The sequence below is a fragment of the Pseudoalteromonas sp. EB27 genome (genome assembly GCF_001974875.1).
GTDB lineage: Bacteria > Pseudomonadota > Gammaproteobacteria > Enterobacterales > Alteromonadaceae > Pseudoalteromonas.
The window spans coordinates 30,737-49,376 of sequence record NZ_MTQD01000015.1 but is presented as its reverse complement, the minus strand read 5'-3'; the positions used below and the strand labels follow the sequence as shown (position 1 = coordinate 49,376).

The 18,640-nt window shown below is 40.3% G+C and carries 15 protein-coding genes; 10 read left to right on the top strand and 5 right to left on the bottom strand.

The features are described 5' to 3' along the window. Nucleotides 1-63 precede the first annotated feature (63 nt). From BW142_RS16315 to BW142_RS16305, 3 genes are read right to left on the bottom strand one after another with little or no spacing between them, the layout of a single operon-like run. Complete coding sequence (locus tag BW142_RS16315; protein ID WP_076925538.1) at nucleotides 64-1,611, bottom strand: PH domain-containing protein; 1,548 nt, start codon at nucleotides 1,609-1,611, stop codon at nucleotides 64-66. Further along, entirely contained in the window at nucleotides 1,604-2,137 is a 534-nt protein-coding gene (locus tag BW142_RS16310; protein ID WP_024598785.1) for a PH domain-containing protein, read from the bottom strand. Before BW142_RS16310 ends, BW142_RS16315 begins: the two co-directional genes overlap by 8 nt. 29 nt (nucleotides 2,138-2,166) lie before the next feature. Continuing rightward, entirely contained in the window at nucleotides 2,167-3,015 is an 849-nt protein-coding gene (locus BW142_RS16305) for a D-hexose-6-phosphate mutarotase (protein WP_076925537.1), read from the bottom strand. A 427-nt stretch (nucleotides 3,016-3,442) separates the two neighbouring features. Between BW142_RS16305 and BW142_RS16300 the strand changes: the two genes are divergently transcribed. The 10 genes from BW142_RS16300 to BW142_RS16255 all read left to right on the top strand — a co-directional run bounded on the left by BW142_RS16300 (nucleotide 3,443) and on the right by BW142_RS16255 (nucleotide 16,584). Further along, nucleotides 3,443-3,925 (top strand): MarR family transcriptional regulator, encoded by a 483-nt coding sequence (locus tag BW142_RS16300; protein WP_024598783.1) that lies wholly within the window; start codon nucleotides 3,443-3,445, stop codon nucleotides 3,923-3,925. Between the two features lie 99 nt (nucleotides 3,926-4,024). Further along, a complete protein-coding gene (locus BW142_RS16295) occupies nucleotides 4,025-5,347 on the top strand; it encodes a hypothetical protein (protein ID WP_024598782.1) in 1,323 nt (440 codons plus the stop codon). Between the two features lie 128 nt (nucleotides 5,348-5,475). Then, entirely contained in the window at nucleotides 5,476-5,871 is a 396-nt protein-coding gene (locus BW142_RS16290; RefSeq protein ID WP_076925536.1) for a YbaN family protein, read from the top strand. Nucleotides 5,872-5,993: 122 nt separating this feature from the next. Continuing rightward, nucleotides 5,994-6,626 carry a PepSY-associated TM helix domain-containing protein gene (locus BW142_RS16285; protein ID WP_076925535.1) on the top strand — a complete coding sequence of 211 codons (633 nt, stop codon included), beginning with the start codon at nucleotides 5,994-5,996 and terminating at the stop codon, nucleotides 6,624-6,626. Further along, the gene (locus tag BW142_RS16280; protein WP_076925534.1) at nucleotides 6,626-7,135 is read left to right on the top strand and encodes a DUF2271 domain-containing protein; all 510 of its coding nucleotides are present in this window, start codon (nucleotides 6,626-6,628) and stop codon (nucleotides 7,133-7,135) included. The genes BW142_RS16285 and BW142_RS16280 overlap by 1 nt, the downstream gene beginning before the upstream one ends. A gap of 34 nt (nucleotides 7,136-7,169) precedes the next feature. Then, entirely contained in the window at nucleotides 7,170-8,015 is an 846-nt protein-coding gene (locus BW142_RS16275; protein ID WP_076925533.1) for a DUF4198 domain-containing protein, read from the top strand. Nucleotides 8,016-8,283: 268 nt separating this feature from the next. Then, a complete protein-coding gene (locus BW142_RS16270; RefSeq protein ID WP_024598777.1) occupies nucleotides 8,284-10,815 on the top strand; it encodes a TonB-dependent receptor in 2,532 nt (843 codons plus the stop codon). Nucleotides 10,816-11,021: 206 nt separating this feature from the next. Then, nucleotides 11,022-11,915, top strand: coding sequence for a hypothetical protein (locus BW142_RS16265; protein ID WP_076925532.1), 894 nt, complete (start codon nucleotides 11,022-11,024; stop codon nucleotides 11,913-11,915). 220 nt (nucleotides 11,916-12,135) lie between these two features. Further along, entirely contained in the window at nucleotides 12,136-14,532 is a 2,397-nt protein-coding gene (locus BW142_RS16260) for a PKD domain-containing protein (protein ID WP_076925531.1), read from the top strand. A gap of 162 nt (nucleotides 14,533-14,694) precedes the next feature. Then, nucleotides 14,695-16,584, top strand: coding sequence for a monovalent cation:proton antiporter-2 (CPA2) family protein (locus BW142_RS16255; RefSeq protein WP_076925530.1), 1,890 nt, complete (start codon nucleotides 14,695-14,697; stop codon nucleotides 16,582-16,584). Nucleotides 16,585-16,659: 75 nt separating this feature from the next. Here BW142_RS16255 and BW142_RS16250 read toward each other — a convergent pair whose 3' ends face one another. Together BW142_RS16250 and BW142_RS16245 are read right to left on the bottom strand one after the other, a co-directional pair. Continuing rightward, nucleotides 16,660-17,577, bottom strand: coding sequence for a restriction endonuclease (locus BW142_RS16250; protein ID WP_076925529.1), 918 nt, complete (start codon nucleotides 17,575-17,577; stop codon nucleotides 16,660-16,662). A gap of 271 nt (nucleotides 17,578-17,848) precedes the next feature. Continuing rightward, a complete protein-coding gene (locus tag BW142_RS16245) occupies nucleotides 17,849-18,562 on the bottom strand; it encodes a hypothetical protein (protein ID WP_076925528.1) in 714 nt (237 codons plus the stop codon). Nucleotides 18,563-18,640: the final 78 nt, after the last annotated feature.

Here is an 18,640-nt window from a genome sequence, read left to right as displayed (position 1 = left end):
GCAGTAAGAAAATGTAATAAAACATGTGAAAATGGGTATTTACACATGTTTTATTAGGGTATTTTACATCCAGCTGCGGGTATCTGACTCAATCTGTTTGATTGTAAAATCAATAATAAAGTCAGCGTCTTGCTGCTTTATGTAGGGCATAAACGCAAAGCCTGAAGCAAGTTGTATATACAGGCTTTTTAAGCCTGATTTTCTCATTAAGTAGGTACTTATACTGCGTGCACTTTGCGCTTTATAAAGCTCAAAAACACGGTAATGAACCCCAATCATACCTTTGCGTACAACCATGTAAAATCGGCCATTATCCTCATGCATGTAATAACCATAACGCTGATACGATAAAGTTACCAAGCCAGAAAATACCACCAAAACACCAAGGCTTATCAAAGTATTAATATCAGCAATAAAACAAAAGCCAAACACTAATGCACTGGGTAACAGTGAATAAAAGCCTAAATTTTTATACAAAAGCGCTCGCTCTGCGCGCTTAAAAGCGAGTTTTTTACTATTAAACCACGGGTAAATCCATTGGCATACACTATCAACTTGTTCGCTATTTAATACAGGTAATACTAAGGTTTGTTTATTTTTTTTAGCCGCAGCACCGGCTGCTATTCCGCCGCTACTTGCTTGTAAACACTCAACGGTAAATCGCTTTAATAATCGCCCCATTAGATTTTGCTTAATAACAATAGATTGCACTTTATCCATGCTCATCGAAAGCTGATGGCGCTCTAACAAGCCAGCAATACGTTTAAACTTTTGACCTTTAAAATAAAGCTCAAAGTTGTAAAAACGAATAAGCGACATAGTCACCGATAGCATCACAGCAGCCAAAACTAACAAAATAATTAAGGTGATCATTGCAAAGGTAGCAGCACTGGCCAGCATACCCAGCTCTTGCTGATAAAAGCCTTCTACTTTGGTAATAATTTGCTTCTCTAAAAAATCAACAATCAGGTTTATAAAAGGGGCAAGAGCAGCGATTGCTAAAATAGCCATATTCGACATTAAACCAAATTTAGCTATTTCTTTATTGCTAATGCTTAGCTTGTTTTCGATAGTGTCTGTTTCGCTTTGTTCAGTATTTTGTATTTCTTCTTGTTGCTGCGCTTTAAAATCAAATATTTGTTTACGCATTTGCTGTGCGTAATCTTTGGTGACGCCTGGTAAAACAACTTCTTGTGACACACTGCCAGCAGCATCAAAAATACAATTAACTAAGTTTACAGGGGTAAAATAAAATGGCTCGGCAATATTAACGTTTTGCACACGGCCAAATTTCAGCGTAAGTCGCTCTTTTTTAAATACACCTTTGTTAAGCAATATTTCGTTGTCGCTACTAATACAAAACTTAAAATTTAAATAATATAAAAATGAGTAAACAAATAATAAAACTAGTGCAATACCGCCTGCCACCTGCGCCCAAAACAACTTATTTTCCACTTGAGTAACAAACACTACAAACATAGGTAGTAAGTTTAAAAGGCCATCTTTTACAAAGCGCACACTAAAGTGCACAACAAAATATAAAAGCGCCCAAGGCGATACTTTTTGCCAGTAAATAGGACTGACTTGATCTTCGATAGTTGTATTACTCATCGACTAAAGTTGCCTGAGGTGTTGTGTCGTCTTGGCGGTAGTTTTGTACAAATTGGCGCATATTTTTACAATCATCATGGGTTAATCCACTAATTTGTAAATCGGCACTTACACCGCCAGCGCTAAATAATTTAATGCTCGCAAGGCTGAGTTTTCGCTCTATTGGTCCTTGGTGTATTTCCATATGCTGTACACGTGCTAAAGGTAATACTGTCACTTGTTGCCAAATAACACCTTTTTTAAAAGCAATGTCATGATTTCGCACTGCGAAACCTCGCAACCTCACACTTATCATGTTGTACAGCATAGATACGGCCACTAAAATAGGCATACCAATTAGCAAATACGTTTGTGCATTATTAGCAAAGGCTTCATTAAAATAACAAACCGCAATCAGCGCACCAATTAGCGGTATATAAAACAGAAGCGAGCTAAGCTGTGCATGTAGTAAGGCTTTATCAGCCAATGGCTTAAAGCTAATATCACTATGCTTTGGTAAATCCATTATTTGTTGATTGTTAAACACTATTTATCCCTATTACTGCTTTTAATTAATTACCAACTAATGGTGGTTATTAAGGTGTGGCTTTGTTTTGGCTCAAGCGTTACTTTATCTGTCAATACGTTAGCAGCCTCTAAGCAGAGCATCGTTTTATACTCATCGTCAGCAAAGTTAGATAAGCGTTTTGATTTTTCTATCCATGGGTTCCACAGTACACACGAACTTGAATTTTCGCGGCTCACATTAATAACACCCTCTGGCGTATTAATAGTTTGAATTGTATTTGCTTGTGTATAAACCATGTCGGTTTCGCGCTCAAAACTTACAACATCATTTTGTACAAATGGCCCTTCACCAAACTCAATATATTGCGCGCCTTGCAAACCATCAACATGGGTATTTGTAATGTCTGATGTAGGAAAATAGGTATGCAGCGCTTGAGTAAAGCTAAACGGCGTACTCCCTAAGTTAGTCGTAGTTAAGCGAACCTGTAATTTATCGCTTAATACAAACTCAACTTTTAATGCTGACTGATGTGGCCAATACGTCGTATTAACAAGCTTCATGGGTAGCTTTAAACTAACTGTAATTTGCTCATCAGATTCGTGTACTTCATCAGCTTGCCACACGCTTGTGCGCGCAAAACCATGGGCAGGCCACCCATCATTAGCGTGTGTGCCAAACCACGGCCAACAAATAGGAATACCACCTCGAATACTTGCCCCTTCCTGATAGGTTTCGTCTTGTGATACCCATATAAGTGGCTTGTTATTTTTAGGGATATACTCGGTAATTTGCCCACCTTGCAAAAATATTTTTGCGTCGCACTTTGCACTAGCTATTTTAATAAACTCAAGACCGGTTTCGCTTTGCTCAATGCTAACTGATGGCGATAATTTCATACCTTCCCCTATAATACTGATACTAAAGATTTTTAATATTTGTACAGAAACAATAATGCATGCTTAAAGTATACGCTATTGATATTAAATATTGATTGCTGAATTTGTTCATTGCCGATTAATACATATACAGTAAACTCACAAACAATTACTTTGTACTAACAGCTGTAAATGAATAATACTAAAGTCTATACAATAAGACTTGCCAATTATTCACAACATACGTACTGTGCGCAACTTAATGTACACAAGATGCTAAGAAAATTTACTATAATTTAAACAACATAATTTTACATTAGTTACTGCTCTAACTATTAAAAACCAATAAAAGCGGCCTAATGTGCAATATATTGTTTGAATTCAATTTATTTGATGTGTAACATTTCGCGATTACGGCAAACTACCGCCCCATCGACGAGATAAGCAAATGCAAAAATATGACGAGTTATTGGTTTCTTTACGTAAAGTGATCCGCGCGATTGACTTACATTCTAAGCAGCTAAATAAAACTTCGGGTTTAACAGGCCCACAATTGCTTATAATGCAAGAAGTTAGAAAAACCGATGGAATAACGGCGAGCCGTATTGCTCAAAACGTAAATTTAAGCCCAGCAACGGTCACCAATATTCTCGACAGAATAGAAAGCAGAAACTTAGTAACACGCGTACGCAGTCAAATGGATAAACGCAGAGTGAGCTTATACCTCACCGAGAAAGGAAAAGAGTTACTTGATAAAGCACCTCAGCCATTGCAAGAACACTTTATTGAAAAGTTTTCTGCGCTTGCTGAGTGGGAACAGAGCCTTTTACTCTCATCAATGCAGCGTGTAGCCGCGATGATGGATGCAGATAAATTAGATGCATCGCCCCTTCTAGAAGTTGGTGCACTTACTCAAGCTCCTAAAGAATAAACAATAAAAAAAATACATAGTTTTGTACTTACTCTAAACGTAAGGCGTCTTTTGACGTCTTGAATTTTTTATTTTTTAATCACAAGCAGAGCGGCTATTATGACTAAACTCTCAAAATTAACACTAGCACTAGTTTTAGGTGGTGTTACAAGCACTTCTTATGCGTCTGATGATCTAGACACACTACAAAGCCAACTTAAACAGCTTAAGCAACAAATGCAGTTGCTTGAGAATAAGCTAGCTGATGAAAAAACAAAACAGCAACAAATTAACAAGCAACACGAACAACAAGTTGCAAACATCAGTAAAAAATCTGATCAAAAAGTGGTTGAAGTTGCCGCAGCAGAGCCTGAGAAAAAAGATGAAGGCATTAAAGTAGGTGGAGCAGTGCGTTTTAACTACAGCACTAATTCATACGATGAAGACACTCAAGATCGTAGCGGCGATTTAGACTTTGAAGTATTTCGTATTAACTTATCTGGCGAAATAAACGATATTTCTGTAAATGGTGATTTTCGCTTTTACGACTACATGACCGTGGTTAAGTACGCCTACTTAGGCTACGAATTCACTGATGGCTGGGAAGCACAAGCAGGTATTGCTCCAGTACCGTTTGGTAATGGTCCTTACAACTCACACAGCTACTTTTTTAGTACTAACTACTATGTTGGCCTAGAAGACGACTTTGATTTGGGTGTAACAGTAAACCGTAAACTAAAAGACAACTGGAAGCTAGACCTAGGCTTTTTCAAAAATGATGAAGTAGGCGGCGTTGATGGCAGCTCTGAAGTTAACGAACGTTACTCTTTCGATATTGTTGGTAGCCGTGCAACCACCGAAGGCACATATGATGCCCCAGGTTCTCGCCTTGGTGAATACAACACGTTTGCAGCCCGCACAGTGTATCAAATTGAGCATGGCGAAAACGCTAAAACAGATGTGGGTGTATCACTATTAAGTGGTGGCCTGCATGATGGTAACGATAGTGCAGGTAACTATGGCGCATGGGCGTTCCACGTAAACAGCCAAATTAATAACTGGAATATTCAATTTCAGCACGGTGAGTACGACTACGACCTAGACGACAACAGCAACCGCTTTGTTGTAGGTGCATTTGACTACTACGATACCGTATCAAGCGAAGCGACTATGACTAACTTTAACGTAGCTTATGACCTATCGGTTGATTTAGGCCCAATAACAGGCGTGCAGTTTTACAACGATTACGGCATCATTTACGATAAATCTGACGACAGTGCAGACACATGGATGAACGTAACCGGTATGAGCGTATCAGCAGGCCCATTATTTACGTACTTTGACTTTATTCAAGCACGTAACCAGCCATTTATTGGCGGTTCAATTATTGGTGAAGGCGATACAGAGCGTCGCTTTAACATTAACGTAGGTTACTACTTCTAAACTGTTAACCGCATTTATTTTTTAAAAGGGCAAACTTAGTTTGCCCTTTTTTATTGATTTTAAGCTTCGAATTAATAGCTATTTAGCCTACAATTAGAGATACCATAACACGCCTAAAAAGAGCCTAAGTGAATATAAAAGCGGTGTTTATTTGTTATAAAAACTTATGGTTTAAAGCGCTTGGCTTAATACTTGTAGCCTTGGGTATTATTGGCATTGTGTTACCGGTCATGCCTACCACTATATTTTTTATTTTAGCCCTCACCTGCTTTACTCGCTCATCACCCGCGCTTGAACAATGGCTGTTAAACCACCCTCGTTACGGTGTAACTCTAAAGCAATGGCAAGCTCATAAAGTAGTGCCTGTTAAAGCCAAATGCTACGCCGCCATTGGCATGTTAATTGGCTTTATATTTTTACTGTACTCAGCCGCTCCTATCTGGGTTATTTGCCTCGTTGCAGTAGTAGAAGTATCGGTAATGATTTATCTTATTTTAAGACCTTCCTGCCCTCCTAAGCATTAAATGTTCATTTTTACCTGCATACACCTTTGTTTTAAAGTTTTTATGTAAAGATAAGTAAGTAAATTTGTAATAGCTAATGCAAATCATTATCATGTTGTAAATTTAATTTATTAACTGTTTTTATGTCGTTTATTAATAAGCGGGCTTTGTATAGTACAAGCCGTGCTCTACATATTTATATTTCTACAGCTTTGTTTTTTTTGCTTATTTTATTTTGCGTTAGCGGCATTGTGCTTAACCATGTTGACTGGCTTAAAAACGATAAAAATAACGGCCAAGTAACTGCAACAATTCCAGCAGAGCTAGTTACTAAAGCAAATGAACAGCTAAATACGCTACCAACGCTTTATCCAGAAATAGAAGCTTACTTAGCCGAGCAATATGCACTTACAAAAGTAAAAAGCATTGAGTGGGAAAAAGAAGACGCGCTCGTCATGCTCGACTACCCATTGCCTGCAGGGTTTGCCTACGCAGAGCTCGACTTTACAACCGGCGAGTTAAACCTAGATTACCAAACAGGCGGCTTTTTAAGCCTTATTGGCGACTTACATAAAGGTCGCTACACCGGTGAAGTATGGAGCTGGGTAATCGATATATCTGCCGTACTAATGATTTTATTTGCCATCACCGGCATGATTATTTTGTTTCAAAATAGAAAAAAACGCTTAGCAGGAATATGGATAACCGTACTGGGAGTCGCAACTCCACTGGTTATTTATTTATGTTGGGTTCCACAAATAAAAGGAGTGTCTTAATGGTTAAATTTAAATTATTTATAAGCGCCGCATTACTGCTCGTAGCTGCGTTTTTTCAAACATCAGCGCATGCGCAAACACCACAGTTAGAGGTTGAATTAACGCTTCCCGACTTAGAAATACAACCGTACCACCGTCCGTACGTTGCAGTTTGGCTTGAAACACCAGAGCGCAAACACGTAACTACGCTTGCACTTTGGGTGCAAAAAGCAGAATGGTTTAAAGACTTACGCCAATGGTGGCGTAAAGCCGGTAAAAGCGATGCCAACTTTGACGGCATTAGCGGCGCAACAAAGCGCGCGGGTACTTACACCATAAATTGGCAAGGTAATGATTTAGACGGTAACCCAGTAAAACCAGGTAAATACTTACTAAATATTGAAGTTGTACGCGAAGAAGGCGGCAGAGATTACACACGCCTAGAGCTCGATTTAACAAAGCCAGGTAAAATTACCATCGATGGTAAAAAAGAATTTTCTACAAGTTTCGTCACTGTAAGCACTAAGTAGCTGCTACTTAATCATTTGAATTTAAGGAAATACAATGAAAATTAATTTATTAAAAACGGCATTAATCGGCGCATTGAGCTTATCTGCTTTAGTGTCAACTTCAGCAAGTGCACACGGACGTTGGTTACTACCTTCGCATACATCTTTATCAGGCGATAAAGCGCATTACGTAATGATTGACGCCAGCATCTCAAACGAAATTTTTGCACCAGACAAAGCCTTTAAACCTAAAGAAAAAGGCGCAGAGTACGACGATACGTTATTAATGGCACTTGCGCCTAATGGTGAGCCAGTATCTGAAACGATCCGTGCTTATTACTTAAAACGTAAAAGCTCAGCTGCGGTAAGCTTAACAGAGCAAGGCACTTACCACATTGCAATGACCCAAAAGCCAATGTACATGACCTTCTACAAAAATGAAGAAGGTAAGCGTAAGCGTATATTTGGTAAAAAAACAGACGCTAAGTTACCTAGTAACGCTAAAGATGTAACTACAACAAAGGTTGTTTCAACAGTAGATACATTTGTAAGCCGAAATGGCACCACAAAGCCAGCACAGTTAGGTTTAGGCTTAGAGCTTAGTGGCCCAACGCATCCAAACGATTTATTTGTAGGTGAACAAGCACGTTTTCAATTACTACAAGATGGTAAATCTGCTGGTGAAGGCATTGAAGTAAGCATTTTAAAAGGCGACACACGCTACCGTAACAACCGTGGCGAAGTAAAAGTAACGACCGATAAAGAAGGTATGTTTACAATTACATGGAAAGAACCAGGCCTATACCTAATCGAAACTTCTAACAAGGTTACCGTAAATGAAGAAGGCGTAGATGCAGGACGTTATGCATTATTTACAACGCTTGAAGTTGCCCCTGAATAATTTTTTGCGTAATTTATAAAATAAATAAAGGCCAAGCACTCGCTTGGCCTTTTTACTTTTTAATAACTTTTACTCACACTCCCCTTGAATTCGCAACCATTCGACACAAGATTGCAACGGCAGCGATCTAAACTTCTATACTTAACGTAATCACTGCTCTTACTTATTAACAAGTTTGAATATCTTAGATAGTTTTTATCTTTGCACTAGGGTAGTCGCTTCTATATGATGCGCTCCTTTTCGACTAGCAGCTCTTGGGGAACAATTAATGACTTTTAAGCGTTTATCTGCAAATAAACTAGCACTTAGCTTGGCCGTTACCACTGCACTTAGCACACCTTACTCTATGGCTGTTGCCGCAGAGCAAGATAATCAAGCAGAAAAGAATATCGAAGTAATTTCGGTTACCGGTACTCGCAGAAGCTTACGAAGTATTGCCGAAAGTACGGTACCCGTAGACATTATTACCAGCGGTGATATGCAAAGTACGGGTCAGCTAGAAATAAGCCAAATACTAGCAAACCAAGTACCTAGCTTTAACTACCCAAGCGCCACTATGGGCGATGGTACTGACCATGCAAAACCAGCAGTTTTACGTGGTTTAGCACCCGATCACACATTAGTACTTATAAACGGTAAGCGCCGCCACGCTGGTGCGCTATTAAACTTAGCGGGCGTTGTTGGTCGAGGCTCTACAGCTGTTGATTTGAACATGATTCCAACCTCTGCAATTAAACGTGTTGAAGTGCTACGTGACGGCGCAGCCGCACAGTACGGTTCTGATGCAATTGCTGGGGTAATTAACATTGTACTTAAAGATGCCTCAGAAGGCGGTAGCGTAAGTGTAACGTACGGTAAATACGATACTCAAATGGCTGGTGTATCTCAGCTAGAAAGTACCTATGCAGATGCAAACGGCGACTTAGCCTTTAATACCGGTGGCGACAGAGAAGTAAACGACGGTGCAACACGCACTGTTAGCGCAAACTCTGGTTTTGCGTTATCTGATAACGGCTTTGTAAACGTATCAATTGAGTACCGTGATAACGACTCAACGCAGCGCTCTGGCTTTGACCCACGCGAACAATACAGCCGTCTTGATGATGGCAGCCTAGACCCACGCGAATTTACTATCGATCGTTACAACCACCGTTTTGGTAAAGCCGACCTTGAAGATTACGCGTTGTTTTACAACATGGGTTACGATTTAGATAACGGCTTAAACCTTTATTCATTTGGTAGCTACTCAAAGCGTGAAGGTAATTCTGGTGGTTTTTACCGCCGAGCAAAAGACAGCCGTAACGTTTTAGAAGTGTACCCAGATGGCTTTTTGCCGCAAATTGAAACAGACGTACAAGACTACTCATTTGCACTGGGCTTACAAGGCGAAACTAACGACTGGACATGGGATGTAAGTACCAACTACGGCCGTAACGACTTTGGCTTCGGTGTTGTAAATAGTATAAACACATCACTAGGTGCCGACAGCCCAACCGAATTTGACAACGGTGCACTGGTTTACGATCAGTTTTTAGTAAACGCAACGGCCAATACCACACTTGATTTAGGTTTACCTGATGACGTATTTTTTACCGTAGGTACTGAATACCGCCACGAAAGCTACAAAATTGAAGAAGGCGAAGAAGCGTCTTACATCACAGCCCTTGATAGCGACGGTAACCCAATTGCAGCCGGTGGCGCCCAAGTACTTGCTGGCTTTGGACCAGAAAGTGCGACTGACGAAAGCCGTCATAACATCGCTTTATTTGTTGAGTTTGATACCTACTTAACAGAAAAATGGAACGTAGTTTTAGCGGGTCGTTATGAAGATTACAGCGACTTTGGTGACACGTTTACCTCTAAACTTGCCTCGCGTTACAGCATTACTGAAAACCTATCACTGCGCGGAGCAATTAGCACAGGTTTCCGTGCACCATCTTTAGCGCAAAGCTCGTACCGCCAAATATCAACAGTACTTGAAAACAACCAACCATTTGAAGTGGGTTTATTCCCGACCGATTCAGCCGCAGCGCAAGCACTTGGTGCTCAGCCGTTAGATGCTGAAGAGTCAGTAAACGTTACAGCGGGCTTTATGTACACGCAAGGCAGCTTTAGCTTAACGGTTGATGCATACCGTATTGATATTGATGACCGTATTGTATTGTCTGAAAACTTAGAGGGCGATGCCGTAGTAGAAATACTACAAAATGCAGGTGAGCTAAATACCGAAAGCGTACGTTACTTTACCAACGCTATCGACTCACGCACGCAAGGTGTAGATATAGTTGCCACTTATAACCTAGATTTAGACAACTTAGGTGATTTACGTTTAAACGTGGCCGCTAACTTTAACGACACCGAAGTAACACACGTAAACGACAACCCAAGCGAGCTAAACTCACTAGGTGACGACTACGTAGTGTTTGCACGTCGTGAAGTAGGTCGCTTTGAAGAAGGCACGCCAGATAGCAAATGGAACCTATCAGCAGTGTGGAACTTTAACGAATGGCAAACTACCCTGCGTGCCACACGTTATGGTGAAGTCGCTGATATTTCAACTACAGCTGACCGCGATGAATACCTAGACCCTAAGTGGATCACCGACCTAGAAGTGGCATACCGTCCAGACGAATATTGGAAGTTTGCCGTTGGTGCAAACAACTTATTCGATCAGTACCCACAAGCAACCGTGGATAACATTGGTTACTCTGACTTTGGCCAAATATTCCCGTACACGCCATATGCACCGTACGGATTAGACGGGCGTTTCCTATACGGTAACATTACTTACAGCTTTTAATTAGTTTACTAATAAAAGCTGAGCAATTATAAAAGGATGCATCGCGCATCCTTTTTTATTAATAGTTAGTTATTTTAACCACTTATTAGTATTTCAACTTTCACAAAAAACCACCACACTATATAAAACAACAACTTACATTTCGGCCTCATTTTTGCTCTATATTGTTTGTATAAATACAAACAATAAATACCAAAGGACTAAACATGAGCTCATCAACTGTATCTAGCATTACAAAACCACTTTCGCTTATTGGCGGCATTTTATTATTAAGTGGCTGTGTATTTCATATATCGCCAAGCGTTGCCTCAGTAAAGCAAACTCAACAGCTATCACTGCCAAGCAATAATCTTGAATATTTAAATGTGTTAAGCGGCGCAGGTAGCCTTGAAATAAAAGGCTCAAAAACAGCCACCAGCATTAGTGTTGATGCCACCATTTACACAGCCGATATTGAAGATGAGTACGAGCTAACGCTCGAGCAAGACGGTAAACAGGCAAAGCTTGTTGCCCAAAATAAAAGCCGTAATGGTATTAGCTTTTACAATGGTCAGTCTCCACATATTGATTTAGTTGTTACTGTGCCAAGTAATCTAAATTTAGATATTGATGATGGCTCAGGCGACATTTTAATAAATGCTATGCAAAGCAATATTGATGTAAAAGATGGCTCAGGAGATTTAACGATAAGCGGTGCTAAAAACCTAACTGTTGACGATGGATCAGGTGAAGTAAACTTTGAAAACATCGCGGGTAATCTAGAACTAACCGACGGCTCTGGCAGCATTCATGTAAATAACGTAAGCGGCAATGCAACTATTGACGATGGTTCGGGTGAAATGCACGTAAGCAACATAAGCGGTTCACTAAACGTTGAAGATGGATCGGGTGATATAGTAATAAGCCATATAAGCGGTGCAGTTAATGTTGATGATAACTCTGGCGACCTGCTTATTGAGCATATTGGCTCAAACGTAACAATTGAAGACGGTTCGGGTAATATTCGCGTTAACCATGCAAAGGGGCTGACTATTACTGAGTCGGGCTCGGGCGATGTAAGTATCGATAATATTAGCGGTTCAGTAAAAGTAGCTGACTAACTCTATTTAACCGTTATTCAACTGCCCTTTAATGTACTTTATGCCCTATCAATCAGGGCATAAAACACTCCTCTCAAAGTATAAATGATTCAAAAGTAGCACTGTTTCGCGTTAACTACTTCCCAAAATAATACAAAAGTACTTATTTGATTTATTTTTTTGCTTAATAGCTAATTTGGGTACATATTAATATTCAACTTTTTAAAAGGATATTGATATTATGAAATGGAAGTTATTAATTTTAATTACTGCTTTATTCACCCTCGTAGCATGTGGCTCTGGAGGATCAGACTCTAAAACAGTAGCTAAACCGGTCAGCACTAACACAAAACCTATTGCGGTTATTACCACCGAACAATCGGGGTTTAAAGTAAATACCACCCTCGTTTTTAGCGCTGCACAAAGTAGCGACCCCGATGGCGATGCACTCACCTATCAATGGCAATTAACCAGCAAAAACGAACAAGTAGAAATACCGATTACGGTTAATAACGAAAGTACCGTTGAGTTTTCAGTATCTGAAGCACAAGAGTACCAATTAGTATTAACCGTGAGTGACGGTAAGCTTTCAAGCACACCGGCACAAAAACAACTCACCGTTACTGAAAATACCCAATTAATTGCTAACGCAGGTAGCACACAAACCGTTAAGCAAGGTGATGTTGTGCTTTTAAACGCCGCGCAAAGTAGCACAACCAGCGGCGCCATTAATCAATACAAATGGCAATTTATTACCAAGCCCGTAGCAAGTAATACAACGCTTGAAAATGCAACTCAAGTTAAAAGCCAGTTTGTTGCCGACGAAATAGGCGATTTTAAAGTTGAGCTTACCGTTACTGATTCACAAGGTGATACAGCAAGCACTGTCGTACTCATAAAAAGTGAATCGCTTAATTCTAACTCATCGCCACAAGCGGTTATTAACGTAGAAAACAATACAATTGCCCCAAATGAAGTTGTTACGCTTTATGGTAACCAAAGTACTGATCCCGATAAAAACGATACACTTAGTTATGCCTGGGCAATTACATCAAAACCCGAGGGCAGCACGCCGGCTCTTTCAAACATGCAAAATCATACCGCTGGGTTTTCAGCGTCAACAGCTGGAGATTACACGCTTTCACTCACTGTTACCGATCAACAAAACGAAAGTGATACCGCATCAGTTACTTTAACTGTTACCACAAGTAATAAAGCCCCCGTTGCAACACTTGAATCCGAACGTGATATTACGTTAAACGAATCTACCACTTTGCAGTGCCAACAATGTAGCGACCCCGACGGAGATACGCTGAGCTATAACTGGCAGTTACAAGCTAAGCCTGTAAATAGTGCATCACAACTGACTAACAGCACATCAGCAACACCCTCTATTGTTGCCGATAAAGAAGGCGACTACGTTGTAGTACTTACAGTGTCTGATGGGCAATTAAGCTCAAACCAAGCAACCTCAGCACTGCATGCCAGTAGCAATAAAAAGCCTATCACTTTGGTAACTTATGAGACCTCTATAACGGTTGATGAACAAGTTTTACTTGATGCCTCAACTAGTTACGATCCAGAGGGCCAGCCACTAAGTTACCAATGGGAAATCATTTCGTCGCAAGGCCAAGCAACGCTTAGCAGTAATACAATATCAAAACCAACGTTTAGTGCATCAGTAGAGGGGCAAGTGGTTATTTCGTTACGCACTAACGATGGCGTGCAGTTCTCTGACACAAAAACCCTAACAATTGATGTAATACAAAACGCATTGCCAGTAATTAGCTTCACGGGGGAGCAATCACGCTACGATGTAGTGGGCAATGCAGTTAAATTTGATGTAAGCCAAAGTTACGACCCAGAAGGAACCACTCTCGATTACGCTTGGACACTATCAGCGCCTTCAGGCTCGAGCACCAGTTTAAGCAATACAAACCAAAGTATTACCGAATTTATCGCCGATATGACAGGTAGCTACACGTTAACCGTTGTCGCAACTGATGCTGATGGATTTTCAAAAAGTGTGCAATTTTCAATTACAGTAACCAACTCTGCACAACTTACCGGTCGCATTAAAGGGCAACTCACTAATGTGCAAAAAGCGGCTATAAGTAATGCACAGCTAACAATTAATGGACTGCAGTACACTACCAACACAAACGGCTTTTTTGATGAAGAGGTTAATTTAGCACAAGGTGAAAAAATCACCATTACCACCGCAGACGAAAGACTCGCAACAGGGGTATATAACTCTGTAGCAATTGCGCAAAGCAACTTTACTGTGGATATAGGCCAAAATAGCATGCCCGTTTTACAAGCTGTTGAGGTTTCGGTATTTGTGTGTGCTGAGTTTTCAGGCCCCGACACCGTTAACTTACGTTTTAACATGGTAGATACACTTTTAGCGTCAGATAGCTTTCAATTTAGCTTTGATCAAACAAAACCGCTTACTTTACAAAAAAGCGGAAGTACTTACCTCGATAGCGAATTGGATATCGACCTACCTGCATCAGCAGAGTTTGAAGTAACAGTAATTGAAACAAACGTTGAAAATACAATAAGCTCAAACATTACTATTTACCATTCTGATTCAGGCCAACCAAGCTCAGCAATTATAAGTGTTTGTAATATTTAGTCTCCAACAAGCCCTTCAACATAAAGTGCTATTTTTAGCCCAGTAGTTATAACCATTAGTGTTATAACTACTGATAAATAAGCAACTTTGAGCCATATAATCCATTGTATTTTATAAGCAGCTAAGCCATTCTAAAAGCCTTGATGTTATTAGGATAAACGCGTGTTAGAAATTGCTTTAATTTACTTAGCAGCAGCCATTGTAGCTGTCCCTATTGCAAAACGAGTCGGACTGGGCTCAGTGTTAGGTTATTTAATTGCCGGCATACTCATTGGCCCTTATGCGCTGGGTGTTGTGGGCGATCAAACCGATGTAATGCACTTCGCCGAATTTGGCGTAGTAATGATGCTGTTTTTAGTGGGCCTTGAGCTACAACCTTCGCGTTTATGGACATTGCGCCACTCTATTTTAGGGCTTGGCGGCTTACAGGTCGTGCTATCGGCAGCGGCTATTTTTGCGTTTTGTTATTGGTTTTTTGCTATGCATTGGCAAACCGCACTCGCCATTGGTTTAATGCTCGCGCTCTCCTCTACCGCTATTGTGTTGCAAAGCCTTGAAGAAAAAGGCTGGCTAAAGCAAGAAGCCGGACAAAACGCGTTTTCGGTATTGCTGTTTCAAGACATCGCAATTATTCCTATTTTAGCCCTATTGCCACTGCTCGCATTTGCCCCGCAAACTAGCACAAAAGAAATCAGCGACTCGATTATTGCGAGCTGGCCTGTATGGCAACAAGTATGTGTATCGGTTGCGGTTATTGCCGCTATTATTGCCGGCGGTAAATATGTATCGGCGCCGTTATTTAGATACATTGCCCAAACACACATGCGTGAAATATTTACTATTTTTGCACTGTTTTTAGTGGTCGCTATTGCGCTGGTTATGCAAAGCATTGGTTTATCACCTGCTTTGGGTACTTTTTTAGCGGGTGTGGTACTTGCCGAGAGCGAATTTAGACACGAATTAGAAGCCGATATAGAGCCTTTTAAAGGCTTACTTTTAGGGTTGTTTTTTATAACTGTAGGCGCATCAATTAACTTTGAACTGCTATTTAACGAGTTTAGTACCGTTATAGGCTTAGTAGTTTTACTTATTGTAGTTAAAGCCTGCATTTTATTTGCCCTTGCCGTTACCTTTAAAATTAACAGCAAACAGCAGTTATTATTTGCCTTAGCGCTTGCCCAAGGGGGTGAGTTTGCCTTTGTATTGTTAAGCGTAACCACCACCTTAAGTATTTTAACGCCCGAGCAAACCAGCCTTGTTACCTTAGTTGTGGCGGTATCAATGCTAATAGCGCCGTTATTACTCATGGTTTATGAGCAAATACAAAAACGCAGCAGCAGTGCTCTGCCTGAGTTTGATAAGCCAGAGCAAATTAGCACCGCTAAGCACGTAATTATTGCGGGCTACGGACGTTTTGGCCAAATTATGGGGCGTTTACTGCACGCGCAAGGCTACGAAATTACCGTACTTGATCACAGCCCTAGCCAAATAGAATTACTGCGCCGTTTTGGCAACACCGTTTTTTATGGCGATGCCGCACGCCAAGAACTCCTTGAAGCCGCAGGCGCGCACACCGCGCAAATGCTGGTAATCGCAATTGATAACCCCGATAAAACCATTGAGATAATTAAGCTCGCGCATAAAAACTACCCGCAACTTAAAATAGTTGCTCGCGCAATCGATCGCCGCCATGCGTATCAGTTACTTAATTTAAAAGTAGATGCGTTTAATCGCGAAACCGTCGACTCAGCTATTAACCTTGCCGTAGAAGCACTCGAGTTACTAGGTAACACTAAGCAAGATGCAGAGCGTGCTGGTAAGCTATTTAGAGACCACGACCGCGCTGCAGTACTGCAACTTGCTGCATTATGGGGAGACGACGCCAGCTACGGCGTAGCAGTGCGCCAACGCATGGAAGATTTAAAACAAGTGCTGCAACAAGATAAACAAGCACAAAGCGATTTAAATACCTGCGATAGCGGCGATTGCGAAGACGGCTTAACAGAGCTGGCTGGTAAGCCGAAAAAGCCTGATGATGCTCATCTTGAGTAGATTTAGGCGGTTAGGTTTGTATTGTTGGTAAATGATGGTATTGCCTCGTTAGGAGGCAAATAAATAATTGGCTAGTTATGGTGCTAAAAGCTGACCTGACTCATTAAAGCTATATTCTTTTATTTGCTCATCGGTGATAAACCTAACTATTTTACCTTCAGTATCCTTAACTACAAAGCGACACTTGCTGTTGTCTGTAATTTCCATTGTTTCATGAATTTCACTATGAGGGATTTCATACTCGAGCCCTCTTAACTCAGCTAATACATTCTCAATAGGTATATGATGACCTTTTAGAATAAAAGAGCCATGGGCTGATTTTGTTTCTGAATTAACTTCGCCATAATTTTGGCTTGTCAGCTCATGAAGTGTGAGAGTTTCGATGCCTTGAGCATCATAGAAACTTTCTAATTTAAGACTATATTGAAACGTGGTTTCTCCTTCAGCCATTAACGCCTTACATGCTTTCACACCAGATTCTGTAAAGTGTGGTTTCCATATACCTTGTTGTGCCTTAGGTATAATAAAGTGCATATGGATTACAATTGTTTGTATAGTCCCTTCTTCGTCAGTTTTCGTACTTGGCCTAAACTCAAATATTTCAATTGGTTTTCCTAATGGGAAGTTCTCGCTTGCAGCTGCATATTTTTTAGCAGGACTTGTATAGCCTGTTGCTGAAAAGAATTTACCTTTCGTAACACTAGGAAGATCTGGCAGTGCTCCACCAAGCTTTTGCAGATCTCCACGGCCAACCTTTTTATTTTGTATGGTGTAATCTTTTGCCTCTCCCATGGATTTGTCTTTACCGTCATCCGACAAAACATCTATTTGATAAAGAGAACTTGAGAATGCCCCTCTTATTTTATCATCGTGTTTGACGTCACCTTGATTCATTAAATGCTCAGCAATACATGATAGCATTTCGTACGAAGTCCCTGCTTTAGTCGGGTATTTTCCAAATATTTCGTGGTATATTTTATCTATAGGGGACATGAATACTCCTTTGCACCATAGCAGCTCTATCGGAGAACATTCCATACTTTCACAAATGTCCTTATTGTGTAAACTTCTATTAATATCAAATAGTGTAAGTTATTACCAACTATAAATATTATGCGGCTGATGGTGTGTATTTTCTAAAAATGGGAAAGTGTTTGTTGTATTACTTGGGTGGGAATGGCTTAAATTAATCTACTTTTGAATACTAGCTTGTAGCTCATAGCCGCTTGTCATTTTTTAGCTATGAACCACAACATTTAAACACCTAGTGGTGATGCCCGCCTTGAATAGCCTCGCCCTGCTGGTTATAAAAACCTGTTGCGCTGTGTTCTATAAAACCAAGGTTTATCATTTTAGCTAAAAATGGGTCGCCTTCGTTATCGCCAATGTCGGCGTAGTCGGTGGTTTGAAAGCGATCCCACTGTGCAAATTGAGCACTAATTAATGACTCATCAGTACTTACATTATTAAGGCTAAGTAAGGTCGTTGTTTGGCTTTTTTTATTACTCGTACTAAATGTTTTTACTAATTTTGAATGCGTAAAAAAGGCGAGGGTAAAATCGTTGCCATTTTCGCTCAAGGTATAGTTTTTTACTTCATCACAGCCTGTGCCTTGTGTGCTTACTAGGGTCATTTTTTCGATTAGATGGTTATCCACCAGCTGACTTTTAGCACTCCAATTTTGTACGCCGCGTACTTCAGATGGTTGGTATTCAATACCGCGTTGCTGGGCATTAAAATAGCGAATTGGGCGAATTTGATTATTAGCTAAGTGCTGCCAAAGCTCGGTTATTACTTCACTTTGATGCGCTACTTGCTGATTGTTTCGCCAAAGGGTAAGTGACTCGCTACTTTGCTGCGCTTTATGGCTGTTGGTAATTTTATAATCCGCTTTTAAATGCTTGGCATCAATATCACATTGCGAGGCAAAGCTACTTGTACTTACAAGCGTGGCAATTATTAATAACGCTTTTTTCATTTAGCTATCTCTTATTTATATTTCAAGTTTATGGCAATAACATAACGATTATAAATGTCAGTTTAATGACAAAAACCC